Source organism: Nitrosospira sp. Nsp14, assembly GCF_900113575.1.
In the GTDB taxonomy this organism is placed as follows: domain Bacteria; phylum Pseudomonadota; class Gammaproteobacteria; order Burkholderiales; family Nitrosomonadaceae; genus Nitrosospira.
Genome location: NZ_FOPV01000007.1, coordinates 83,181 through 102,119, shown reverse-complemented (window position 1 = coordinate 102,119; position 18,939 = coordinate 83,181). Strand labels below are relative to the sequence as shown.

18 protein-coding genes are annotated in these 18,939 nt (G+C 56.4%); 14 read left to right on the top strand and 4 right to left on the bottom strand.

The window, feature by feature from the left end:
* Positions 1-229 precede the first annotated feature (229 nt).
* From BM022_RS06355 to BM022_RS06345, 3 genes are all read left to right on the top strand, one after another.
* The gene (locus BM022_RS06355) at positions 230-1,078 is read left to right on the top strand and encodes a KPN_02809 family neutral zinc metallopeptidase (protein ID WP_091137803.1); all 849 of its coding nucleotides are present in this window, start codon (positions 230-232) and stop codon (positions 1,076-1,078) included.
* Positions 1,079-1,108: 30 nt separating this feature from the next.
* Entirely contained in the window at positions 1,109-1,423 is a 315-nt protein-coding gene (locus BM022_RS06350) for a phage protein NinX family protein (RefSeq protein WP_091137801.1), read from the top strand.
* 85 nt (positions 1,424-1,508) lie between these two features.
* A complete protein-coding gene (locus BM022_RS06345; protein ID WP_091137799.1) occupies positions 1,509-3,131 on the top strand; it encodes a phospholipase D-like domain-containing protein in 1,623 nt (540 codons plus the stop codon).
* A 63-nt stretch (positions 3,132-3,194) separates the two neighbouring features.
* On the opposite strand, the gene BM022_RS06340 is transcribed toward BM022_RS06345, so the two are convergent.
* Positions 3,195-3,839, bottom strand: coding sequence for an SRPBCC family protein (locus tag BM022_RS06340; protein ID WP_091137798.1), 645 nt, complete (start codon positions 3,837-3,839; stop codon positions 3,195-3,197).
* Between the two features lie 280 nt (positions 3,840-4,119).
* Here BM022_RS06340 and BM022_RS06335 point away from each other — a divergent pair, with 280 nt between their 5' ends.
* The 6 genes from BM022_RS06335 to BM022_RS06305 all read left to right on the top strand — a co-directional run bounded on the left by BM022_RS06335 (position 4,120) and on the right by BM022_RS06305 (position 9,494).
* Complete coding sequence (locus tag BM022_RS06335) at positions 4,120-4,614, top strand: hypothetical protein (protein ID WP_091137797.1); 495 nt, start codon at positions 4,120-4,122, stop codon at positions 4,612-4,614.
* A gap of 125 nt (positions 4,615-4,739) precedes the next feature.
* Positions 4,740-6,215: a Dyp-type peroxidase gene (locus tag BM022_RS06330; protein ID WP_091137795.1), complete on the top strand. Its 1,476-nt coding sequence runs from the start codon at positions 4,740-4,742 to the stop codon at positions 6,213-6,215.
* 17 nt (positions 6,216-6,232) lie between these two features.
* Complete coding sequence (locus BM022_RS06325) at positions 6,233-7,816, top strand: alkaline phosphatase D family protein (protein ID WP_091137793.1); 1,584 nt, start codon at positions 6,233-6,235, stop codon at positions 7,814-7,816.
* Positions 7,817-7,858: 42 nt separating this feature from the next.
* Complete coding sequence (locus tag BM022_RS06320; RefSeq protein ID WP_091137792.1) at positions 7,859-8,350, top strand: CreA family protein; 492 nt, start codon at positions 7,859-7,861, stop codon at positions 8,348-8,350.
* A 271-nt stretch (positions 8,351-8,621) separates the two neighbouring features.
* Positions 8,622-9,059: a CHRD domain-containing protein gene (locus tag BM022_RS06310; RefSeq protein ID WP_091137789.1), complete on the top strand. Its 438-nt coding sequence runs from the start codon at positions 8,622-8,624 to the stop codon at positions 9,057-9,059.
* Between the two features lie 180 nt (positions 9,060-9,239).
* The gene (locus BM022_RS06305; RefSeq protein WP_143079542.1) at positions 9,240-9,494 is read left to right on the top strand and encodes a hypothetical protein; all 255 of its coding nucleotides are present in this window, start codon (positions 9,240-9,242) and stop codon (positions 9,492-9,494) included.
* 173 nt (positions 9,495-9,667) lie between these two features.
* Here the strand turns inward: BM022_RS06305 and BM022_RS06300 are convergent, their stop codons facing one another.
* Both BM022_RS06300 and BM022_RS06295 read right to left on the bottom strand, forming a co-directional pair.
* Complete coding sequence (locus BM022_RS06300) at positions 9,668-10,984, bottom strand: c-type cytochrome (RefSeq protein WP_091137787.1); 1,317 nt, start codon at positions 10,982-10,984, stop codon at positions 9,668-9,670.
* Positions 10,981-11,706, bottom strand: coding sequence for a c-type cytochrome (locus BM022_RS06295; protein WP_256208994.1), 726 nt, complete (start codon positions 11,704-11,706; stop codon positions 10,981-10,983). The genes BM022_RS06300 and BM022_RS06295 overlap by 4 nt, the downstream gene beginning before the upstream one ends.
* A 304-nt stretch (positions 11,707-12,010) precedes the next feature.
* On the opposite strand from BM022_RS06295, the gene BM022_RS06290 reads away from it, so the two are divergent.
* From BM022_RS06290 to BM022_RS06280, 3 genes are all read left to right on the top strand, one after another.
* Positions 12,011-13,444, top strand: coding sequence for a hypothetical protein (locus BM022_RS06290; protein WP_091137786.1), 1,434 nt, complete (start codon positions 12,011-12,013; stop codon positions 13,442-13,444).
* 65 nt (positions 13,445-13,509) lie between these two features.
* Entirely contained in the window at positions 13,510-15,063 is a 1,554-nt protein-coding gene (locus tag BM022_RS06285) for a RimK family protein (RefSeq protein WP_091137784.1), read from the top strand.
* A gap of 289 nt (positions 15,064-15,352) precedes the next feature.
* On the top strand, positions 15,353-15,547 hold the full coding sequence (locus BM022_RS06280) for a hypothetical protein (RefSeq protein WP_143079541.1): 195 nt from the start codon (positions 15,353-15,355) through the stop codon (positions 15,545-15,547).
* An 82-nt stretch (positions 15,548-15,629) separates the two neighbouring features.
* Here the strand turns inward: BM022_RS06280 and BM022_RS06275 are convergent, their stop codons facing one another.
* Positions 15,630-16,631, bottom strand: coding sequence for a glutathione S-transferase family protein (locus BM022_RS06275; RefSeq protein WP_091137781.1), 1,002 nt, complete (start codon positions 16,629-16,631; stop codon positions 15,630-15,632).
* Positions 16,632-16,795: 164 nt separating this feature from the next.
* Here BM022_RS06275 and BM022_RS06270 point away from each other — a divergent pair, with 164 nt between their 5' ends.
* Both BM022_RS06270 and BM022_RS06265 read left to right on the top strand, forming a co-directional pair.
* The gene (locus tag BM022_RS06270) at positions 16,796-17,662 is read left to right on the top strand and encodes a P-loop ATPase, Sll1717 family (protein ID WP_091137779.1); all 867 of its coding nucleotides are present in this window, start codon (positions 16,796-16,798) and stop codon (positions 17,660-17,662) included.
* The gene (locus tag BM022_RS06265) at positions 17,629-18,879 is read left to right on the top strand and encodes a P-loop ATPase, Sll1717 family (protein WP_371264301.1); all 1,251 of its coding nucleotides are present in this window, start codon (positions 17,629-17,631) and stop codon (positions 18,877-18,879) included. The genes BM022_RS06270 and BM022_RS06265 overlap by 34 nt, the downstream gene beginning before the upstream one ends.
* Positions 18,880-18,939 lie beyond the last annotated feature (60 nt).

The window sequence follows — 18,939 nt, the reverse complement described above, 5'->3', positions numbered from 1 at the left end:
ACAGACCGAGACACCTGTACCACTGAATACGGCGATAGGCCACCAAAACATTATTTATCCCAACCATGTGCGGGTTATGGTAAAGGTGGAACTATAATTTGCACACATTGCCTTATTTTTTGTAGGGAAGCCGCACATAACATGCCTGACCACGACCGGCGCCTGCCTGGCACCGCCCGGTCCGGCATGGGGACGGCATGCCCGAACTTATACGACTCGGGAACTTGGCATGAAATGGGAACGCCATCGTCAGAGTAGCAACGTCGAGGATCGAAGAGGCCAGGGGCTTGCCGGACGCGGCATCGGTATTGGCACCGTGATCGTGGCGCTGATCGGCGGGTTGCTGTTTGGTGTCGATCCGCTCACGATGCTGAGCCTCCTCGCGGGCGGAGGTGCAATTCAGGAGCAAGGCCCTGCGCCAGCTCCGCCGCCCGACGACAGGCATGCGGCGTTTGTTTCGACAGTCCTTGCGGATACCGAGGACGTGTGGGCAGGACTGATGCAGCATGAGGGCACAGTCTACCGGGCGCCCAAGGTGGTGCTTTTCCGCGGAGCAACCGTAACCGCTTGCGGTCGCGGCAGCGCCGCGATGGGACCATTCTACTGCCCGGACGATGAGCGCATTTATATCGACCTTGATTTCTTCGACACGCTGGAGAACCGCCTTGGCGCTACCGGGGATTTTGCACAGGCTTACGTGATCTCGCATGAGGTTGGTCACCATGTCCAGAATCTTCTGGGCATTTCAGACCGTGTAAATCGCCTCCGCGGCCGCGCATCGCAGGCCGAGGCCAATTCCTTGTCGGTTCGGGTTGAATTGCAGGCGGATTGCCTCGCCGGAGTCTGGGCCTTTCACTCACAGAAATCGAAGGGATGGCTGGAGCAAGGCGACATTGACGAAGCCCTGAACGCGGCCGCTCAAATCGGGGATGACTCACTGCAGCGCAAGACTCAGGGCACGGTTGTGCCCGAAACCTTTACCCATGGAACCGGCGCACAGCGGGTGGGCTGGTTTACACGTGGCCTCAAAAGTGGCAAGCTGATGCGGTGCAATACCTTGGAAACCGGCCAGCTATGACTGTGCCGGAAACGTTGACACGGAGAACTCATGAAAGTATCTGAGCTCAAGGATGAGCTGCTCGATTACTGGGTGGCCAAAGCCAACGGTGTGATAGAGGTGCATGTCGTGGATGCTCACTGTCTCGTCGACCATATGCCCTGGAAACCGTCGATTAACTGGTCCCAAGGTGGGCCCATCATAGAAAGGGAAGGGATAAACCTGGGCCACAGCCTCGAAGCCGGCTCGGAGAATTGCGTCGCCTACATGAGGTCCGGCCGGAACCGGCAAAAAGGACTCACGCCCCTGGTTGCGGCGATGCGTTGCTATGTCGACTTCAAATTTGGCGAAGAGGTGAGCGATTGACGGAGCGAGACGTGGCCAACCTCATGATCGACCCACCATACAATCATCATATGTGCCCGCAACACATGAGCTATAGCACAGGCGCATGGCCAACGCAAAGCTGAACGAATCCCCTCGCGAAGCAACGTCCACGCCGCGCGTTCTGGCAGCCCAGGCCTTCTCGCGGGCAGCCGGCGCGCCGCTTGTTCACGGCAACCGCGTCCGCCTTCTCCGAGACGCAGACGAGAATTACCCTGCATGGCTGGAAGCGATCGACGGCGCAAAAAAAACGATTCATTTTGAAAACTATATTATTCGCGATGACGACATCGGCGTGCGGTTCGCCGATGCGCTTATCGCCAAGGCAAAGGAAGGCATACCGGTCAGGTTGCTTTACGACTGGATGGGCGGCCTCACGGAAACCGGCAACGCCTACTGGCGGCGCATGCAGGAGGGCGGCGTCGACGTCCGCTGCTTTAATCCGCCGCGTTTCGACAGTCCGTTAGGGTGGTTGAGCCGGCTGCACCGGAAGTCACTGTGCGTGGACGGCAGCGTGGCGTATGTCAGCGGGCTATGCGTCGGGCGGATGTGGACAGGCTACCCGGAAAAGAGTATTCCTCCCTGGCGTGATACCGGTGTCGAAATACGCGGCCCAGTGGTTGCCGACATCGTGCAGTCCTTTTCGCGCGCCTGGGTGGAGACGGGGCCGGAGTTGCCTGCAAACGAGATACCGACGCGGGATGCCCTCCCGGTAGTAGGCGCAGTAGATATAAGAGTACTGGGGGACAGCGCCGCAACCGCAGGACTATACCGGCTGGAACAGTTGATTGCGGTGCTGGCGCAAAAAACGTTGTGGCTCACCGATGCATACTTCGTCGGCACCACCAGTTACGTACAAGCGTTGCGAGGCGCGGCCATGGATGGTGTGGACGTGCGGCTGCTGGTCCCGGGTTCGAGCGGGGATCTCAAATTTTTGCGGCCCGTTTCGCGCGCAGGCTACCGGCCGTTGCTTGAAGCCGGGGTGCGTGTATTTGAGTGGAACGGATCGATGCTTCATGCGAAGACCGCGGTTGCGGACGGGCGCTGGTCGCGTGTCGGCTCCAGCAATCTCAATCTGGCGAGCTGGATCGGGAACTGGGAGCTGGATGTCGCAGTGGAAAACCTGGAGTTTGGGGACGAAATGGAGCAGATGTACCTCCAGGACCTGGACAATGCGACCGAGATCGTACTCAGCGAAAAAAACCGCGTACGTCCGGTTACAAAGCCCAGTTCGACCAAGCCGGCGCTGCCTGCGCGCAAGGGGCTGCGCCAACCGCGAAGCGGAAGCGCCAGCCGGCTGACGGCGGGCGCAATCCGGGTAGGAAATACAGTTGGCGCCGCGATTACCAGCAAGCTTGTACTTGGTGCGGCCGAGTCAAAAATCATGTTGTTTGGCGGCGGAGTGCTGCTGGCGCTGGCTGCGGCCGCCCTCCTCCATCCGTTGCTAATGGTGATTCCTTTTGTGCTGATCTCCGGCTGGATAGGCCTCTCGCTGCTGATCAAGGCCTATCACTTGCATGCGAACGGTAGCGACGGTACAGCCTTGAACGGGCAATCCAACAGAATCGAAGATAGCGGCAGGCCGGCCAAGCGCAGGATGGAAACACCCTTGCTGTTGCGTGAAATAAGGCGTAAGGCACCGCCGGTTGCTCCCGATGAGGCACCGGCCGATCAGTCACGCGAGGCCTGAATCGTCAGCAAGGAAAAATACAGTACTATTCTACCTTTCTACATGACGAAGGAATCTCGCCAACTACGGTTCACGGCTGGCGACTTTCACCTGGTTGCGTCTGATCATCTCATTGACGAGCTCCGTGAACTGCTGGTGCGCCTCATGCTTTATAAAAGCATTTCCCACCATGGGAGGGATCCAGGTGCCGGGAATCAAAACCGCGTTGTATGTGATGCGCGTATGCTCGCCTTCGGGAAATAGCTGCGTCGTCTCTTCCAATTTTCGCATGCGGCCGGTGATCATGCGTTCCTGTATTTTACTGAAGGGAACCAGATCGATTTCCCGCGTTGAGTCGTAGGAGAACGTGAGGAAGCCGTATTTTGTGGCCGCCTTTTGTGAAACCTGCACACGATTTCCGGTTCTGCCGGTGACTTTACTCGATAGAACGCCGGGATTAAAGTTCGGTATGTTGTCGAAATCCGTTAAAACCGCCCAGGCTTGCTGAGGCGCAACCGGGACAATAAAGCTCGCATCAATGGTAATTTGTTCACCATCGTTTTGTACCCGGATGGAAATTTTCTTAAGGTTGGACAAATCGCCGCTTCTGCTCGAACCGAAGGCGGGTGCAGTTACGCTGTGGAGCTGCTTTTCCTCCTGGGCGAGGACGCTATTGCCCATAAACAGACATACAAGCACAGCCGCACACGTGATTTCAAATCTTTTCATCACGATTCCGTTTTCAGCGTAGGGAGTTGTCGTTTATTATCACTCAATCGCGCGCTGGAGCAAAGCTTATTGGCTATTTTTTGAATGCCTAACTTACGGTGACAACCATGGGCCTAAAGGGACACAGCACTCCATTAAAGCCCCTTCAAATAGCACCGCTATCATGTAAGTAGTTGCCCATACCGGCTGGGCTGATCAGCTTCGCATACCGGCGACAATAATAAAGCCCCGGCACACCTGGAGCCGGTTCTGATCACGCAGCAACCTGAGGAGAAATCACATGGGATTATTTGACCTTGGTGATGGCGAGCGCGGCGACGCCAATACCGCTGCCCGGCGAAAACCTGTCCAGAGTCCGTTGACCTTGATCATGACCATCCGGTCAGCCGAAGACTTCGAGGCGCTCAACGCTCGCATTCAGGAAATTCAATCCGCACCGCCAGAACAAAACCCGATCTGGATCGCACTGGACAAGCTCAAGATTGTGCATTTCGCGCGTTTCGTATTTCTCGAAAACAACACCAAGCTTGCGATCATCACCACCTATGACGGATCGTTCGATGATTATCTCAACGAATTCATCGACGAGATCGGGGATATTTTCAACGTGCTTCTCCAGCACATGGAAGGCGCACCGCCGCTTCCGGTTCAACGCAACCGCAGCCAGTTCAGGGAATATGTCAAAGCCAACGATCTCGGTGCAATTGAACCATTTTACAGCGCCTACCCGCGGGCGACGGTGCTGGACATTCAGGCAGCGCTTGGAGAGATCTGATCCCATGCTCCCATCATTAATTCAGCACGCGGAAGCCTGCGCTACGCCTCCAGTCTGCGTACGGGACAAGAGATGCTAATTACCCGTGGCGCCACCACAGGCTTATCCTGATCTAATCTGACGCCATGCCAGAGCTCGCGCACGCAGTTATCCAGGGACTCATCCTTCGCACGTACGCGATGCCGATGCTGCGCGTACTCGCCCTGAAGGTTGCGCAGCCGCAGGCTGCCCGGCAATTCCTCGGCCAGCTCGTTAGCGGCACCCAAGACTCTCCTCAGCTTGCTACCGCAACCGACTGGACCGTCAAACCGCTATACTGCCTGAACGTCGGGCTGACCTATGCAGGACTTGCCGCGCTCGGGCTTCAACCTGACTCCCTTGCCTCGTTCCCGGAAGAGTTTGTGGCTGGCGCCGCCGCGCGCGCCGAGTGCGTCGGTGATACCGGGCGAAGCAGTCCCGAAAACTGGATTGACCAGCTTGCCAGCCCCGATCTCCATGTCCTGCTCTTCCTTTTCGCACAGGCGGACGACGTCCTAGAGCAGGTTACCACCCAGCTCAGGGCCACGTATTCCGGCAGCGGGGCCCTATACGAGCTATCCGTGCACGAAGCGCGCAGTCTGCCGGAAAGCAAGGCGCACTTCGGGTATCGCGATGGTTTCGCTCAACCCACTATCGATGGCGGCCTCCCGCCAGCCATGCCGGATGTGCTGCCTAGAGCGCCAGCGGGAGAATTCGTGCTCGGCCATCCCAGCCAGTATGCAGACTTCACCTACCCGGTGCCCATACCGCCCGCGCTCGGTGAAAATGGCAGCTTTGCCGCGTTTCGCATCCTTGCCCAGGATTGCAACGGCTTCGAGCAATTCCTGACCGACGCCGCAATCCAGACCGGGTTGGACCGCGAACTGATCGCCGCCAAGCTCTGCGGTCGTTGGCGAAACGGCGTGCCATTGTCCCTCTCGCCGGACTCACCGGGCGAGCAAATTCCGCTGGAAGAACGTAACAGCTTCGACTACGTGCCTAGCGACAGCGTACCGGATGCGTTCGATGACAGGCGCGGCTATCGCTGCCCGCTGGGATCGCATATCCGTCGCATGAATCCGCGCAGTTCCGCTGTCGCTGGCAGCAGCGGCCTCAAGCGCCGCATTATCCGCCGCGGCTTGCCTTATGGCCCGCCCTACGATGCGTTGAATCCCGGAGACGGGATCGAGCGCGGACTGCTGGGTTTGTTCATCGGCGTCAGTCTCAAGGATCAGTTCGAATTTCTAATGTCGGACTGGGCCAATAAGGGGAGCTTCGCGCCTGGGCTGCGCGACACCCGGGACCCCATTATTGGAAATAATTCAGTCTCAGGCGCGACTTTCCTTATTCCCATGCCGGGCCAGAAGCGGCCTCTCGAAGTATCCGGGCTTTCCAGTTTTGTCACCACCCGGGGCGGGGCCTATTGTTTTCTGCCCAGCGCCACCGCAATCCGTTATATTTCTGGTTTGTTCTCCGATTCCAGCCTGATACCGTGCCTGCCCCAAACATACCACGTGCATCGCGGGCACAACCTATACTGTACGTTACCGATCCGCAAATACACCGAGTATGGCAGTGATTAATATGAAGGAGAATCCACATGGGGTTAAAGCTGGGGCCCATCCTCTCGTTCAGGGGCTTGAAGGGAGATACCAAACGGCAATGGCGCGTGTCCGTGCTGATCGTCCGCGACAGCGGCGAAAATGATCCGTCACTCGAATGGCAAGCCGCCGGTACAGGCGCAGCCCCGGCCACCGCCTCTACAAAGGCGACGGCGACATTACTGGCCACATTCCCCGATGCCACTCCCGCAAGGCAAGTATGGCGGTTTGATTTTGGCGTAACGCTTAACCAAAATCCGCAGAAAATCAGCTATCGCATAGAAGGCATCGAAGATGAAGGGTCCGGTTGGGAATTTCACGTTCCGGCGAAAGGCGCGATACCCAATATAGCCTACACCTCATGCACCGGGTTTTCATCGAACAAGCTGATGCAGAAAACGGAGGACCCCTATGGGATGGTGCGAAACCTTGTCCGCCAGCATGAAGGCAGCCCGTATCACCTGCTGCTGATGGGAGGTGATCAGGTATACGCGGATTCCATGTTCGACACGCTTTCCCAGCTGCACGACTGGCTCCCCCTGCCCCGGCAGGAAAAAATAGCCCATCCTTACACCCCGGAGATGGCGAGAGCGGTCGAGCATTTCTATCGCGAGCTCTATGTGAAGCGATGGGGGCAGAAGGAGCTGAAAGAACTGTTCGCCAGCATTCCCACCTTCATGATGTGGGATGACCACGATATCTTTGACGGATGGGGCTCGTACGATCCAGGGCTGCAGGCGTCGGACGTATATCAGGGACTTTTTGCAAGCGCACGGGCCTCTTTTTCGCTGTTCCAGCTTCAGCTTGCCAAGGACGAGGCCCATCCCGCGAAAATCCCGGGGCAGCAGGCTTTCAGCCAGGGGCTGAACCTCGGGCCGCTGGCGATCCTGGCGCTGGACATGCGCAGCGAGCGGAGCGATAGCGAGGTCATTTCACAGGCTTCGTGGAAAGCGGCGTACGACTGGCTCGACACCCTGACCGGCGAATGCACCCATCTGCTGGTGATGAGCTCCATACCGGTGGTCCATCCCGATTTTACCGAACTGGAAAAAGCGTTATCGATCTTCCCCGGCCAGCAGGAGTTGGAAGATGACCTCCGCGACCAATGGAACAGCACGCCGCACAAGCAGGAGCGGCTACGCCTGATCCATCGTCTGCTGGATTTCTCCGGCTCGCGGCAAAACCGCGTCACGCTCCTCTCCGGTGATGTGCACGTAGGCGCCCTTGGCGTCATACGCGATCTGCGTAGCAACGGAGGAACAAATCAGGATATTCTCCAGCTGACCTCATCCGGAATCATTCATCCACCGCCGCAGGGGGCGGCGCTGTTCTTTCTGGAAAACGTCGTAGGCAAGGAGATGTCGGCCGATCGGGACATCAGTTCGGTCATGCTCGAATTCCCTGGAACACGACAATTCTATATCGGCGCGCGCAACTGGCTGGCGCTGGAACCGGACGCACAGCGCCGCATCTGGGCCAATTGGCACGTCGAGGGGCAGCGTTACCCCTATACCCAGGTCATACTCCCGGTTAATTTCGAAATGCCGAAAGCATCGGTGGGAAAAATCGGGCGACCTGCCTGAAGAAGAAATCTGATCGACACATTTTTCACGAGGATTCAAGGTATGAAGAAAGACCGGCACACTATCCGAACACTGGTTTTGGCGTTCCTCTGCGCGCTCCCCGCAGTCGGCGCACAAGCCGAAATGATCGGCGAAGTGGATACCGCGTTCCGCTGGCTGGGAAAGGACGACCGCGTGGTGATCGAAGCCTATGACGACCCCAAGGTGCAGGGGGTGACATGCTTTGTTTCGCGCGCCCGCACCGGCGGCATGAAAGGAACGGTTGGTCTGGCGGAAGACCGAGCGGAGGCGTCCATCGCCTGCCGGCAGGTCGCCGAAGTCCTGCATTTCACCGAGCGGCTTCCACGACAGGAAGATGTTTTCACCGAACGCATGTCGATCCTGTTCAAGCGCCTGCACGTTGTTCGGGTCGTTGATACTAAACGCAACGCGCTGGTTTATCTCACCTACTCGGACAGGCTCATAGAAGGCAGCCCGCAAAACAGCGTGACCGCCGTTCCCGTGACGCGGTCGAGTCCCATACCGGTCAAATAGGCTGATAAAGACGGCAGGTACGGATTAATACGGAGACAAACCTAAACGAGAATCGCTTACTTACGTACGCTACCGTACGGACTCATCCTGAACGAAGAAGTAGAATCCCAAGACATCGGTAGTATCCACCGCCACACATTGGCCGCACATTACCCTACCGCCACGATACGCCGCCTGAGGTGAAAAGCGGAATACGTGGAAGCATGAAATCCCAGAACCACTCAAGCGGATATCATCGTCAATAAACCTGTCCACTGAAGGAGATAATTCAATGAGCATAAACCCGTTCCAGTCGCGCTATGCCTTGGCAGTTGTCATATTTTTGGTTACCGCAATGGCTGGCCCCTCAGGTATGGCTACCGCGGGCGAAATGAAGGTTAACCTGAGTGGTGACCAGGAAGTGCCTCCGGTCCAGACTTCGGCATCCGGAAGCGGCACCATCACGGTCGCGGATGATAAAAGCATCAAAGGCACGATAACGGTTATCGACATCAAGCCTTCAGGTGTGCATATCCATGAAGCGCCCACCGGCAAAACGGGCGATCCTATCATCCCTCTCGAAAAGACCGGTGAGAACGAGTGGTCGATCCCAAGCGGCGCGAAGTTGACGGACGCGCAATACGATGCGGCCAAGGCAGGCGGCCTTTACGTTAACGTCCATAGCAACGCGCATAAAGGCGGCGAGATACGCGGCCAGATCAAACGCTGATCCCTGGCGCATACCGGAGCGGCACGGCGCGTGATCAATGCTGGCCGATGAGCTCAACCAGTCTTAGCGAGTCACGCCCGAGCTCATCGCTCTAATCAGGAAAAAATGGCAGAGATGCGCTCATTCGGGCACATTGTTGGCTCCAACTATTCCTTGCCGAAATATTCGGGAGATATCGCCATGATTAATTCTTCCCAAAACCGGCCGGATGGGCCGGGGCGCACAGATCGGCCGGATCGGCCCAGCCCGGGACCCCGGCCGGATCCGGCCCCGGATAAGCCGGTACAGGACCCGCCTCGTCCGATCGATCCAGATAAGCCACGCGAAGATCCCCAGCCATTCGATCCCGACAAGCCGGTAGACCCACGCCCCATCGATCCGGACCCCTCACCCGGAGATCCGATTGTGGACCCAGCGGACGAACCTCTGCTCTGACAGCCCAGCCAAACCAGGTGGCAGGCTAGCTCCTGCTCACTTCTGCCCCACGACTGCCCGCTGCGGCCTAAGACGGCAGTGAGAGGAATGATCCTCTCCTCTCACTGCGGAGTATCAATCCGCCCATGAATAACCCCACCCTTCCGGAGATGGCGGGGTCAGTTGATTCAGTCTCAGTGGATGCCTATGCGGCTTTTGTCGACCTGTGGTGTCGTCACCATGCTGGCGCGGTTACCCCATGCATTACGTATATAGGACAACACCTGGGCAACCTCGGCGTCGCTCAGGACCTGGGCATATGGGGGCATGCCGTAAGGGCGCGGATTGCCGGTGGTGGACGGCGGGTAACCCCCATTGAGAACGCTGCGGATAGCGTTGATGGGCGGATTCATGGTCACGGCCCGGTTGCCCGCCAACGCTGGATAAATGCCAGAGGCGCCTTCGCCGGAAGCGCCATGGCAATCCTCGCAATGTTTCTTGTAGATTCTGACGCCTTGCTGTAGCCAGGCTTCGGCTTGCTCAGTGCGTGCTGGAGCAGATACCGGGGGAGTCGGCTTGCTCTCGGGTAATGATTTGAGGTAAACCGCCATCGCGCGCGCATCCGCCTTGGTCAGGTGTTGCAGGCTCTGGCCGACGACTTCCGCCATGGGCCCGGACGTGGTTGCTCTCTGGGAAACGCCGGTGGTAAGCAGCTGAATGATTTCCTCCAGCGGCCATGAGGCGGTGCCGGCCTCATGGCGGCCATTCAACGATGGGGCGTACCAGTTCGTTCCCATGATTTGACCCCCACCCGCCGCCTCGCCGCCCACCGTCGCTCCAATGCCGCCCAACGGATCCCGTTCGGCATGGCAAGCGCTGCAATGCCCAAGTCCTTGCACCAGATACGCTCCACGGTTCCACTCGGCGCTCTTGTCGGGCTCAGGCTGGAAAGTGCCCGGCTTGAAGTAGACCATGCGCCAGAGACTCAGCAATGGCTGAAAGTCATAAGGGAAGTTTATACGGCTGGGCGGGTTTTTTTGCGGGACCGGCGCCAGCGCCTGAAGATGAACGAAAATCGCATCGGCGTCCTCACGGGTGACCTTGGTGTACTCGGTATACGGAAATGCGGGATAGAGAGGACGCCCGTCGCGCGACTTTCCCTCGTGCATCGCTCCCCAGAAATCGTCTTCGTTCCAGTGTCCGATTCCGGTGGCCTTGTCAGGGGTGATATTAGGCGTGATGAACGTGCCAAAGGGCGTGGATAAACTGCGGCCCCCGGCGTAGGCACGTCCTCCCTGCGCGGTATGACACCCCATGCAATTCGCCGCACGGGCAAGATAGGCGCCGCGGGCGCGGCGTTGTTCCGCCAATATCGCCTTACCCGTCTTCGCTTCCCTTGCCGCCGGCGCCGCCTCAGCCGGTACCGGCGCCAGCCATGCCAGACCGGCAAATCCCCCGAGCGCGATACTGGCGGCGCCAGCGAGCACGGCTGCGCCCATGACAAGCTTCATTGCAGCGCGCCTCCAAGTACAATGCTGCCGCAACGTTTCATAATCTCAACCGGCAACGATTCCGCCGCATCCATGCTTCCATCGACGGGATGTGCTGCGAGCCATGCCGCCACGGCGTTAATTTCTTCATAGGTGAGCTGTTTTGCGATATCCGACATGCAGTCCGGAGTCTGTCCACGTATCAATCCGCCGGTCTTCCAGGCGCCAAGCTGGGCAATCAGGTAAACGCGGGGCAACCCCAGCAACCCGGGGATAAAAGGGTCAGTGCCCATCAACTGCTTGCCGTGGCACTCAACGCACGCCGGTATCTTGCGCGTCACATCGCCCTGACGGATGAGTTTCTCCGCGAGCCTGGTTTCGGCAGGAGATAACGCCGTGCGTTCAGGTGGAGGATAGGGCTGCTTCAGCGTTGCAAAATAATCGGCCATCTCCAGCAGATACTGGTCCGACGCGTTGGCCAGGAGCAAAGCCATGGGCCGGTAATATCGGCGACCGTCGCGGAAATTGCGCAACTGATTGAACAGATAGCCCTTCGGCTTGCCCGCGATGCGCGGGTAGTAAGCATTCCGCCCCGCCCTGTCTTCCGTGCCATGGCAGATTGTGCAGGGCTTCATGCGTTCGGCCATCGTGTCGGGAACCCCGCGAGGCGCAGCGGCCTCCGCCCTACCGGCAAACCCGGGGACCGCAATAAATGCCAATACCACAACCAGAAGCTGCTTCATATCCTCTATCACTTTATTCCCACTGATGAGACTGTGGCAGCGCCGGCAAAGTTGCACCCCGCTTTTACATGCGCCCGGCCCGCGTCCTCGCAGGTTCCGTTTCTGCGCAGACCGGAGTTACCGTTGCCCGCCGCCGCGCTGCCGTACTGTACTGTACTATTGGTTATTCGCCAACGTCGGGCACGACTCGCCAGCATTTTCTACAACACGGGCGTAGAGGAGCGTCATTCTGCTAGACTGAATTCTACGTCGCCGATTTTACGGTCGTGGCGAGGCACGATCACCTGGAGAGGATGGAGCGCTAATGTTCGGTTCAAGCATACTCGAGGCGGCAATCGCCGTGATTTTCGTCTACTTGCTGCTCAGCCTGATGTGCACGGCGCTGAACGAAGGAATCGCCTCCCTGATTCAACAACGCGGAAAGAATCTCTTTGAAGGGATCAAGAACCTCCTTAACGACCCCACCTTCACCGGGCTGGCCCAGCAGGTATACAACCACGGCCTGATAGGCGGCATTTCACAGAACGCAGCCAACCCCGGCAAGCAAACCAGGCTGCCGTCATACATGTCGTCGGAAAACTTCTCGCTGGCCTTGCTCGATATTCTCGGCACGCGGGGCATTATTTCCGCCGAACATGGTGATCTGCTGGCGGATGCCGAAAGTGCAGACGACGCGTACGATGAAGCGTTGCGCGCCGCGAGGGGCGCTGCTAGCGACCCTAAACTTGCTGAAGCGGTGGATGTGGCAAAAAGCGCTCAGGAACGAGCCAGGGCCGCGCTTGAGACAATTGCGGACAAGGCCAAGGCAGCGTACGACCAGGCCGTGCAAGCGACCAATGCCCAGCCAGGCGAAGCGGAACTCGCCACGAGCGCTTTGGAGGCGCGAAATGCCTCGGAGAAAATTCGCGCCACGATAGCAATGCTCGATGCCCGCCGCGCCGCGGTGGCGTCCGCGAAAAATCCCAAGGAGCTTCGCCTCCTCCTCCTCGCGGGAAGCACATTGAAGCAGGCCCTTGCTTTGGGACGCAGTTTTGCCGCGCAGTATCCCGATCCGCTGGGCAATATCGAACAGGCGCTCAAACGCCTGCCCGAAGGGCACACCAAGGAAACGCTGCTTGTTCTAGTGGAGAAGACCCGGCGCGAGGTTGTGGAGGTCGAACATCAGGCCGAGGCCTTTCGTCGCAACCTGGAAAACTGGTTCAATGATGCCATGGACAGGGTCGGCGGCTGGTACAAGCGGTGGACGCAGCGGGTGCTGCTCATCCTGGCGACGCTGCTGGTCCTGGTCGCGAACGCCGATACAGTGATGCTCGTTCAGCAGCTTTCAGCCAACAGCGCCCTGCGCGCATCACTGGTCGCGGCTGCCGAGGACGCGGTAAGAACCCTGCCACGCCCAGGTGGCGCCGAACCCGAGTCCCCCGCGCCTGAATCCGATACAAAAACCGGCGAAGCCAAGCGGGACGAGACAAGCATCCAGTACGTTCTCCAAAAAACGCAGTCCCTGCAACTGCCCGTCGGCTGGTCGCTCGACCCTAAGGATCCCAGGTACTTCCAATCACCGGAATTTTCGCTCGATTTTGCGGGTTGGGCGTTTTACAAAATATTCGGCCTGCTGGTTTCGATATTGGCGGTGTCGATGGGCGCACCGTTTTGGTTTGACACGCTCAGCAAGTTTGTCAACCTGCGCAGTGCCGGGACGCCGCCAGGTGAAACCCGCAAAAGCGCACCCCAGTCCTGACTCCCTGGCCGCGGCGAGCAACATCACTTCAGAAATTGGCGCTGGCTGCCGTATGAGGCTATCCCATGAATATTCTTATCGTGGTTGACGAACCCGGCGATTGGGCGCTTGAAATTCCCGAAGCCAAGATCGTCGCCGCACGGAACTACTTGACGGGCTCGGCCTTTGCCATTGACCAGGCCGCGCTACAAACTGCCGGGCACGCCGACGAGAATGCCGCCCCGCGAATCCCTGACGCCATGTCAACGCCGGGCATGAGCCGTTCGGTGAAGCTGTTCAATTTATGTAAGTCCTACCGCTACCAAAGCTGGGGTTATTATGTGTCATTGCTTGCCGAGGCCCGGGGGCATAAACCTCTGCCCACCGTGGGCGCCATCGAGGATTTGCACTCCCAGACCCTTGTGCGCCACCTTACGGAGGATTTGAGCAGCCTGATCCAGCGCCTTCTCGCACCGATGCCGGGGAATGATTTCGAGCTCGGCATCTATTTTGGCCGCGACACCGGTAACCGCTACCAGCCGCTCAGCCGACAGCTTTTCGGGCTGCTCCAAGCGCCGCTGCTGTCCGCTCGGTTTGAACGTCGACATGACCAGTGGAGCCTGCGCAGTGTGCGCGCGATAGGCGCGAGCGACGTGCCGCCTGGGCACCATGAGTTCGCGACCATTGCCGCCAGAGAATATTTCGCCGGGCGCATGCAATGGTCGAGGAAGCAGGCGCCGCGCTTCGATCTGGCCATACTTTACGACCCTGGGGACCCCGAGCCGCCGTCAAACGCAAGAGCGCTGGAAAAATTCAGAAAAGCCGCCGAGGACCTGGGTATGCGGGTCGAATTCATCCAGCGCGCCGACATTAACCGCCTGCCCCAGTTCGACGCGTTGTTCATTCGCGATACGACCTTCGTCAACCACTATACTTTCCGCTTTTCGCGGCGGGCACTCGCAGAAGGTCTGGTCGTGATCGACGAACCGGATTCCATCCTCAAGTGCAACAACAAGGTATATCTTGCGGAATTGCTCGCACAGCACGGTATCCCCACCCCAAAAACATTGCTGGTGCACCGCGACAACATTGCCGAAATCGTGCCTGAACTCGGCCTGCCTTGCGTTCTTAAACAGCCCGATAGTTCATTCTCGCGCGGCGTGATAAAGGTGGAAACGGAAGCCGAACTCGTACCCGGAGTAACGGAACTGCTGGCGAAATCGGCATTGATCATCGCCCAGGAATGGCTGCCGACCGGGTTCGACTGGCGGGTGGGCATCCTCGACCGGCGCGTGCTGTTCGTCGCTAAATACTATTTCCCCTCAGGACACTGGCAGGTCGTGAAACGCGATGCGCAGCGGCGAAAGCTGAGCGAGGGGCCAACCGAGGCGGTACCTGTGGAAGAGGCGCCAAAAGAAGTGATCAGGATCGCGCTCAAGTCAGCCAATCTCATTGGCGACGGCCTTTACGGCGTGGACGTCAAACAGGTGGACGGCCGCTGTTATGTCATCGAAGTTAATGATAATCCCAATGTCGACGCCGGAAACGAAGACGGCGTGCTCAAGGACGCGCTCTACCGGGAAGTGATGAGTGTGTTCCTCAACCGCATCGAAGCGCGCAAGCAAAGCCACGCGCGATAACGCCAAACGACAGCTTTACGGCCGAGCCATCCGGCATCACAGATAGACGCCCCTCGACCCTGACGAGAATTTTTACATTCTCATCGCGATAATCCGAGAGAGGCACAAGGAACCCGCTGTATTCGCTTGACCGCGAAGCATAGTTACGAAGGTTGAATTGACACGAAAATTCAGGCACAAGTTGTGCATGACTGAGGTAGGAGGGGCAGCTAAGCGGCCTGCGCCGCAGCCATCTCCAAAGTTTGCCGTGAAGGTGTTATTTGAAATTGAGGAATGTCGAGGAATTGAAATGCGGAAGATGCTTGGCTTTACTGGTTCGCACGTGCTCTATTTCCTGGCTGATCGCGTGGACGCGATCATGCATAGAACAGGATCGAGGTGGCTTTTTCCCGTGTACAGTAAATTGCTGGTCCGCTCGGCTGACGTCGAAAACTGGGGCGGGGGCGGTGGCGCCTGGGGCGCGATGTGGGCGGGGCAGAAATAGACTGGAAGGTATCGTCGCCTGAAACAGGCGCGCGTGAAACGGGTGTGCTTGAGCGCAGGTCATCGCCCGACGCACCCTGTGCCTAGTCACTCCCTGTTGGTCCCTGCCCTAACACGCCACGCCCATGGGGCCGGTCCAGATCGAGGACCGGCCCCGCAGGCACGATACCGTTGGGATTAATGGTGTGGTGGCTGCGGTAATAGTGCTCCTTGATGTGCCGCAGGCTGACGGTACCGGCAACCCTGGGCCACTGGTACAGCTCGCGAGTAAATCCCCAGAGGTGTGGGTAATCGACCAAACGCCTGAGATTGCACTTGAAGTGTCCGTTATAAACGGAATCGAAGCGGATCAGCGTGGTGAACAGTCGCCAGTCGGACTCCGTGATACGCTCGCCCACCAAATAGCGTTGGCGGGACAAGCGCTGCTCGAGCTCATCAAGGTAATCGAATAAGGCAGTCACCGCGCTTTCGTAAACGCCCTGGTTGGTGGCAAAGCCCGCCTTGTAGACCCCGTTATTGACTCCGCCATAGACCCACGCGTTGATCTCGTCGATCTGCCCGAGCAAGTCAACGGGCGCATAGTCCCCTTGCAGGGCGCCAATGCCGTCAAAAGCAGAGTTGAACATGCGGATAATTTCGGCCGACTCATTGCTGACAATCGTGCCGCGCTGGCGATCCCAGAGCACCGGCACCGTAACCCGGCCGCTATAGTCAGGCTTGGCCCGGCAATAGATTTCATACAGATAGCGGGCGCGATGGATCGGGTCCGCTATCACGCCAGGTGCTTCCTCGAATGTCCAACCGTGTTCGGCCATGTAGGGGTTGACGATCGACACGTCGATCATGCGCTCCAGCCCCTTGAGGGCACGAAAAATCAGCGTTCGATGCGCCCACGGGCAGGCCAGCGATACATAAAGGTGGTAGCGCCCCGCCTCGGCCCGGTAACCGCCCTCCCCCGTGGGCCCAGGGCTTCCGTCATCGGTGATCCAGTTGCGAAATTGCGCGCGGGTGCGCATGAACCTGCCGCCTGTAGCGGCAGTGTCGTACCACTCGTCCACCCATTTGCCGTTGACCAGCAAGCCCATGTACGTTCCCTTAGAGAGAGCATGATGAATACAACATGGAGGTGTATCCGTATTTGTTAATTGTTAGCACAGAATGAGATCTCTTTGTTTACAACTATTTCCTTTACCATTGGTATACATTATTGAAATAATATTCACGGTTGAGCTTGGTGAGGAAAAAATAAATGGTGGCGAAGCAATCTACTAATGCCAATATCCTGGGTGATATTCGTGCCGAGTCAGATCATAAAATGTTGGATTTGGCGTTTTTTCGAACACCTGACTTCTTAACTCTGATCGAAAGTACGGACCGAATAGTTGTTGTAGGTCGAAGAGGTACGGGAAAAAGCGCACTGTTTTATGAACTTAAAAAACACTGGACGAGTATAAGACACGTCTCAGTAATTACGACCGCCCCTCAGGAAGAGCACATGCTGGGCCTTCGCCCTATAGCACAAAAATTCGGGGACAAGATAACGCGAATACGTGCGGGCATAAAAATCGCATGGAAATATGCCATGTTAATGGAAGTGGCTAGTCAGATTTATGAAAATTACAAAATGACAGACAGCGTTAGAGCAACCCAAACGATTTGGAAGCATTTGAAGACGTGGCGGACCAACGACTCGACATTAACAAAGCTTCGCGTCAAGCTGAAACCCATAGCGAACGAATATGTGTCGTCAGAAGAGCTTATAGCAGAACTCCCCCGCAAGCTAGAACTCAACGAAATAAGTGAGGAGCTGCGTGTATTGCTGGATAAGTCAGAACAGCAATTTGTTTTTCTCATAGACCGCCTAGATGAAGGATACGAGCCCGACATTATCGGTGTGGGAATCATTGATGGCGTAATTTACGGAACAAATGAAGTATTAAATGAGTTCCATAAGATAAATGCGACATTGTTTTTACGAGATAATATCTTTCGGGCCGTAGCGCATTTCGATCCTGATTTTTCGAGAAATGTGGAAGGCAAGTTCTACGACTACATTGGGATAGTCATCAGTTATTTAACTTGGTGGGTGCTCGACTTCGACAAGCGTTTAATTTAAAAATCGATAATAATCTCGGTGTTTGGAAAAGGTGTACTGCTAACGAGTTGCAAGGAGAAGCTGGATTCAAAAAATGTCTCCAACTCACCCTATATCGCCCAAGAGATATCCTTACGTTATTAAATCAATCCTTCTATAACGCAAAGAAAGGTGGTCGCGAACAATTAATTCTTGCTGATTTAGAAAAATCGGCAAAAGATATATCCGCCACAAGACTCGACGATCTATACAAAGAATACGAAGTCGTATTTCCGGGCATCGCAAATGCCACGTCCATTTTTTCGAATGGATCACCCGAATTGTCCATTGGTCAAAGCTGTGACCTTGTCCTCGATCTGATGGGTTCCAGGCAAGCTCCAGAGGTAAAACAACAATTAGAAATTCTTGATAGTCCCCAAGAGGTATTGCGAAGCCTTTACAGCGTAGGCTTTTTAGGCACCCACGATAAGAGTAGCGGCTCCTTTATTTTTTGCCATGACGGAAAAAGACCAGACAAGGAGTTTAGTAGTGAAGACAGAGTCCTTATCCATCCGTGTTATTGGATGGCATTAAATTTAACGAGAAATACGCTCAATCCAAATGAAGCAGAAGAGATAAATGACGAGTATGAGATTCAAATTTCCTCCACTACGCCAAAGATAAGAGAAGCACGACTCGGCTCAATAATCGCTGAGTTAGGAAAGATCAAACATGGGGAAGCAGGGGCGGCAGAATTTGAAGCTTGGGTTTTTAAAGCAGTGAAAATTGCGTTTGCCGGGCAACTTGAGAATATTGAGTTACATCCCAACGGAGCAGCGTCACAACGGCGAGACATCGTCGCATTGAATCTCGGGAAAAGTGATTTTTGGAAACTGGTCCGAGAAAAATATAAGAGCTATCAAGTCATATTTGAAGTCAAAAACTTTGAAGATTTAGGATCTACAGAATATCGACAGATGAATTCATATCTTTGTAACGAATATGGGCAAATGGGCTTCATCGTTACTCAATCCGCAGATACTACCTTACGCGCAGATAGGGAACTGGATTGGTCTAAGGAAATATACTTTAATCACCAGAAACTTATTATAAAAATTTCAGCTAAGTTCCTCGCCAATATTCTTAGTAAGCTACGAGCTCCACAAAACACGACGCAGCGGAGCAGCAAATGTTCTCCTTATATAACACCTACACTCGTATGTATGTCAGTGGCCAAACCAAGAGCAAGGCAACAGTAAAACAAAGATGAACACGAACACTACCTGCGATTAAGCCGGTACGTCTGTCGAGGTAGAGTC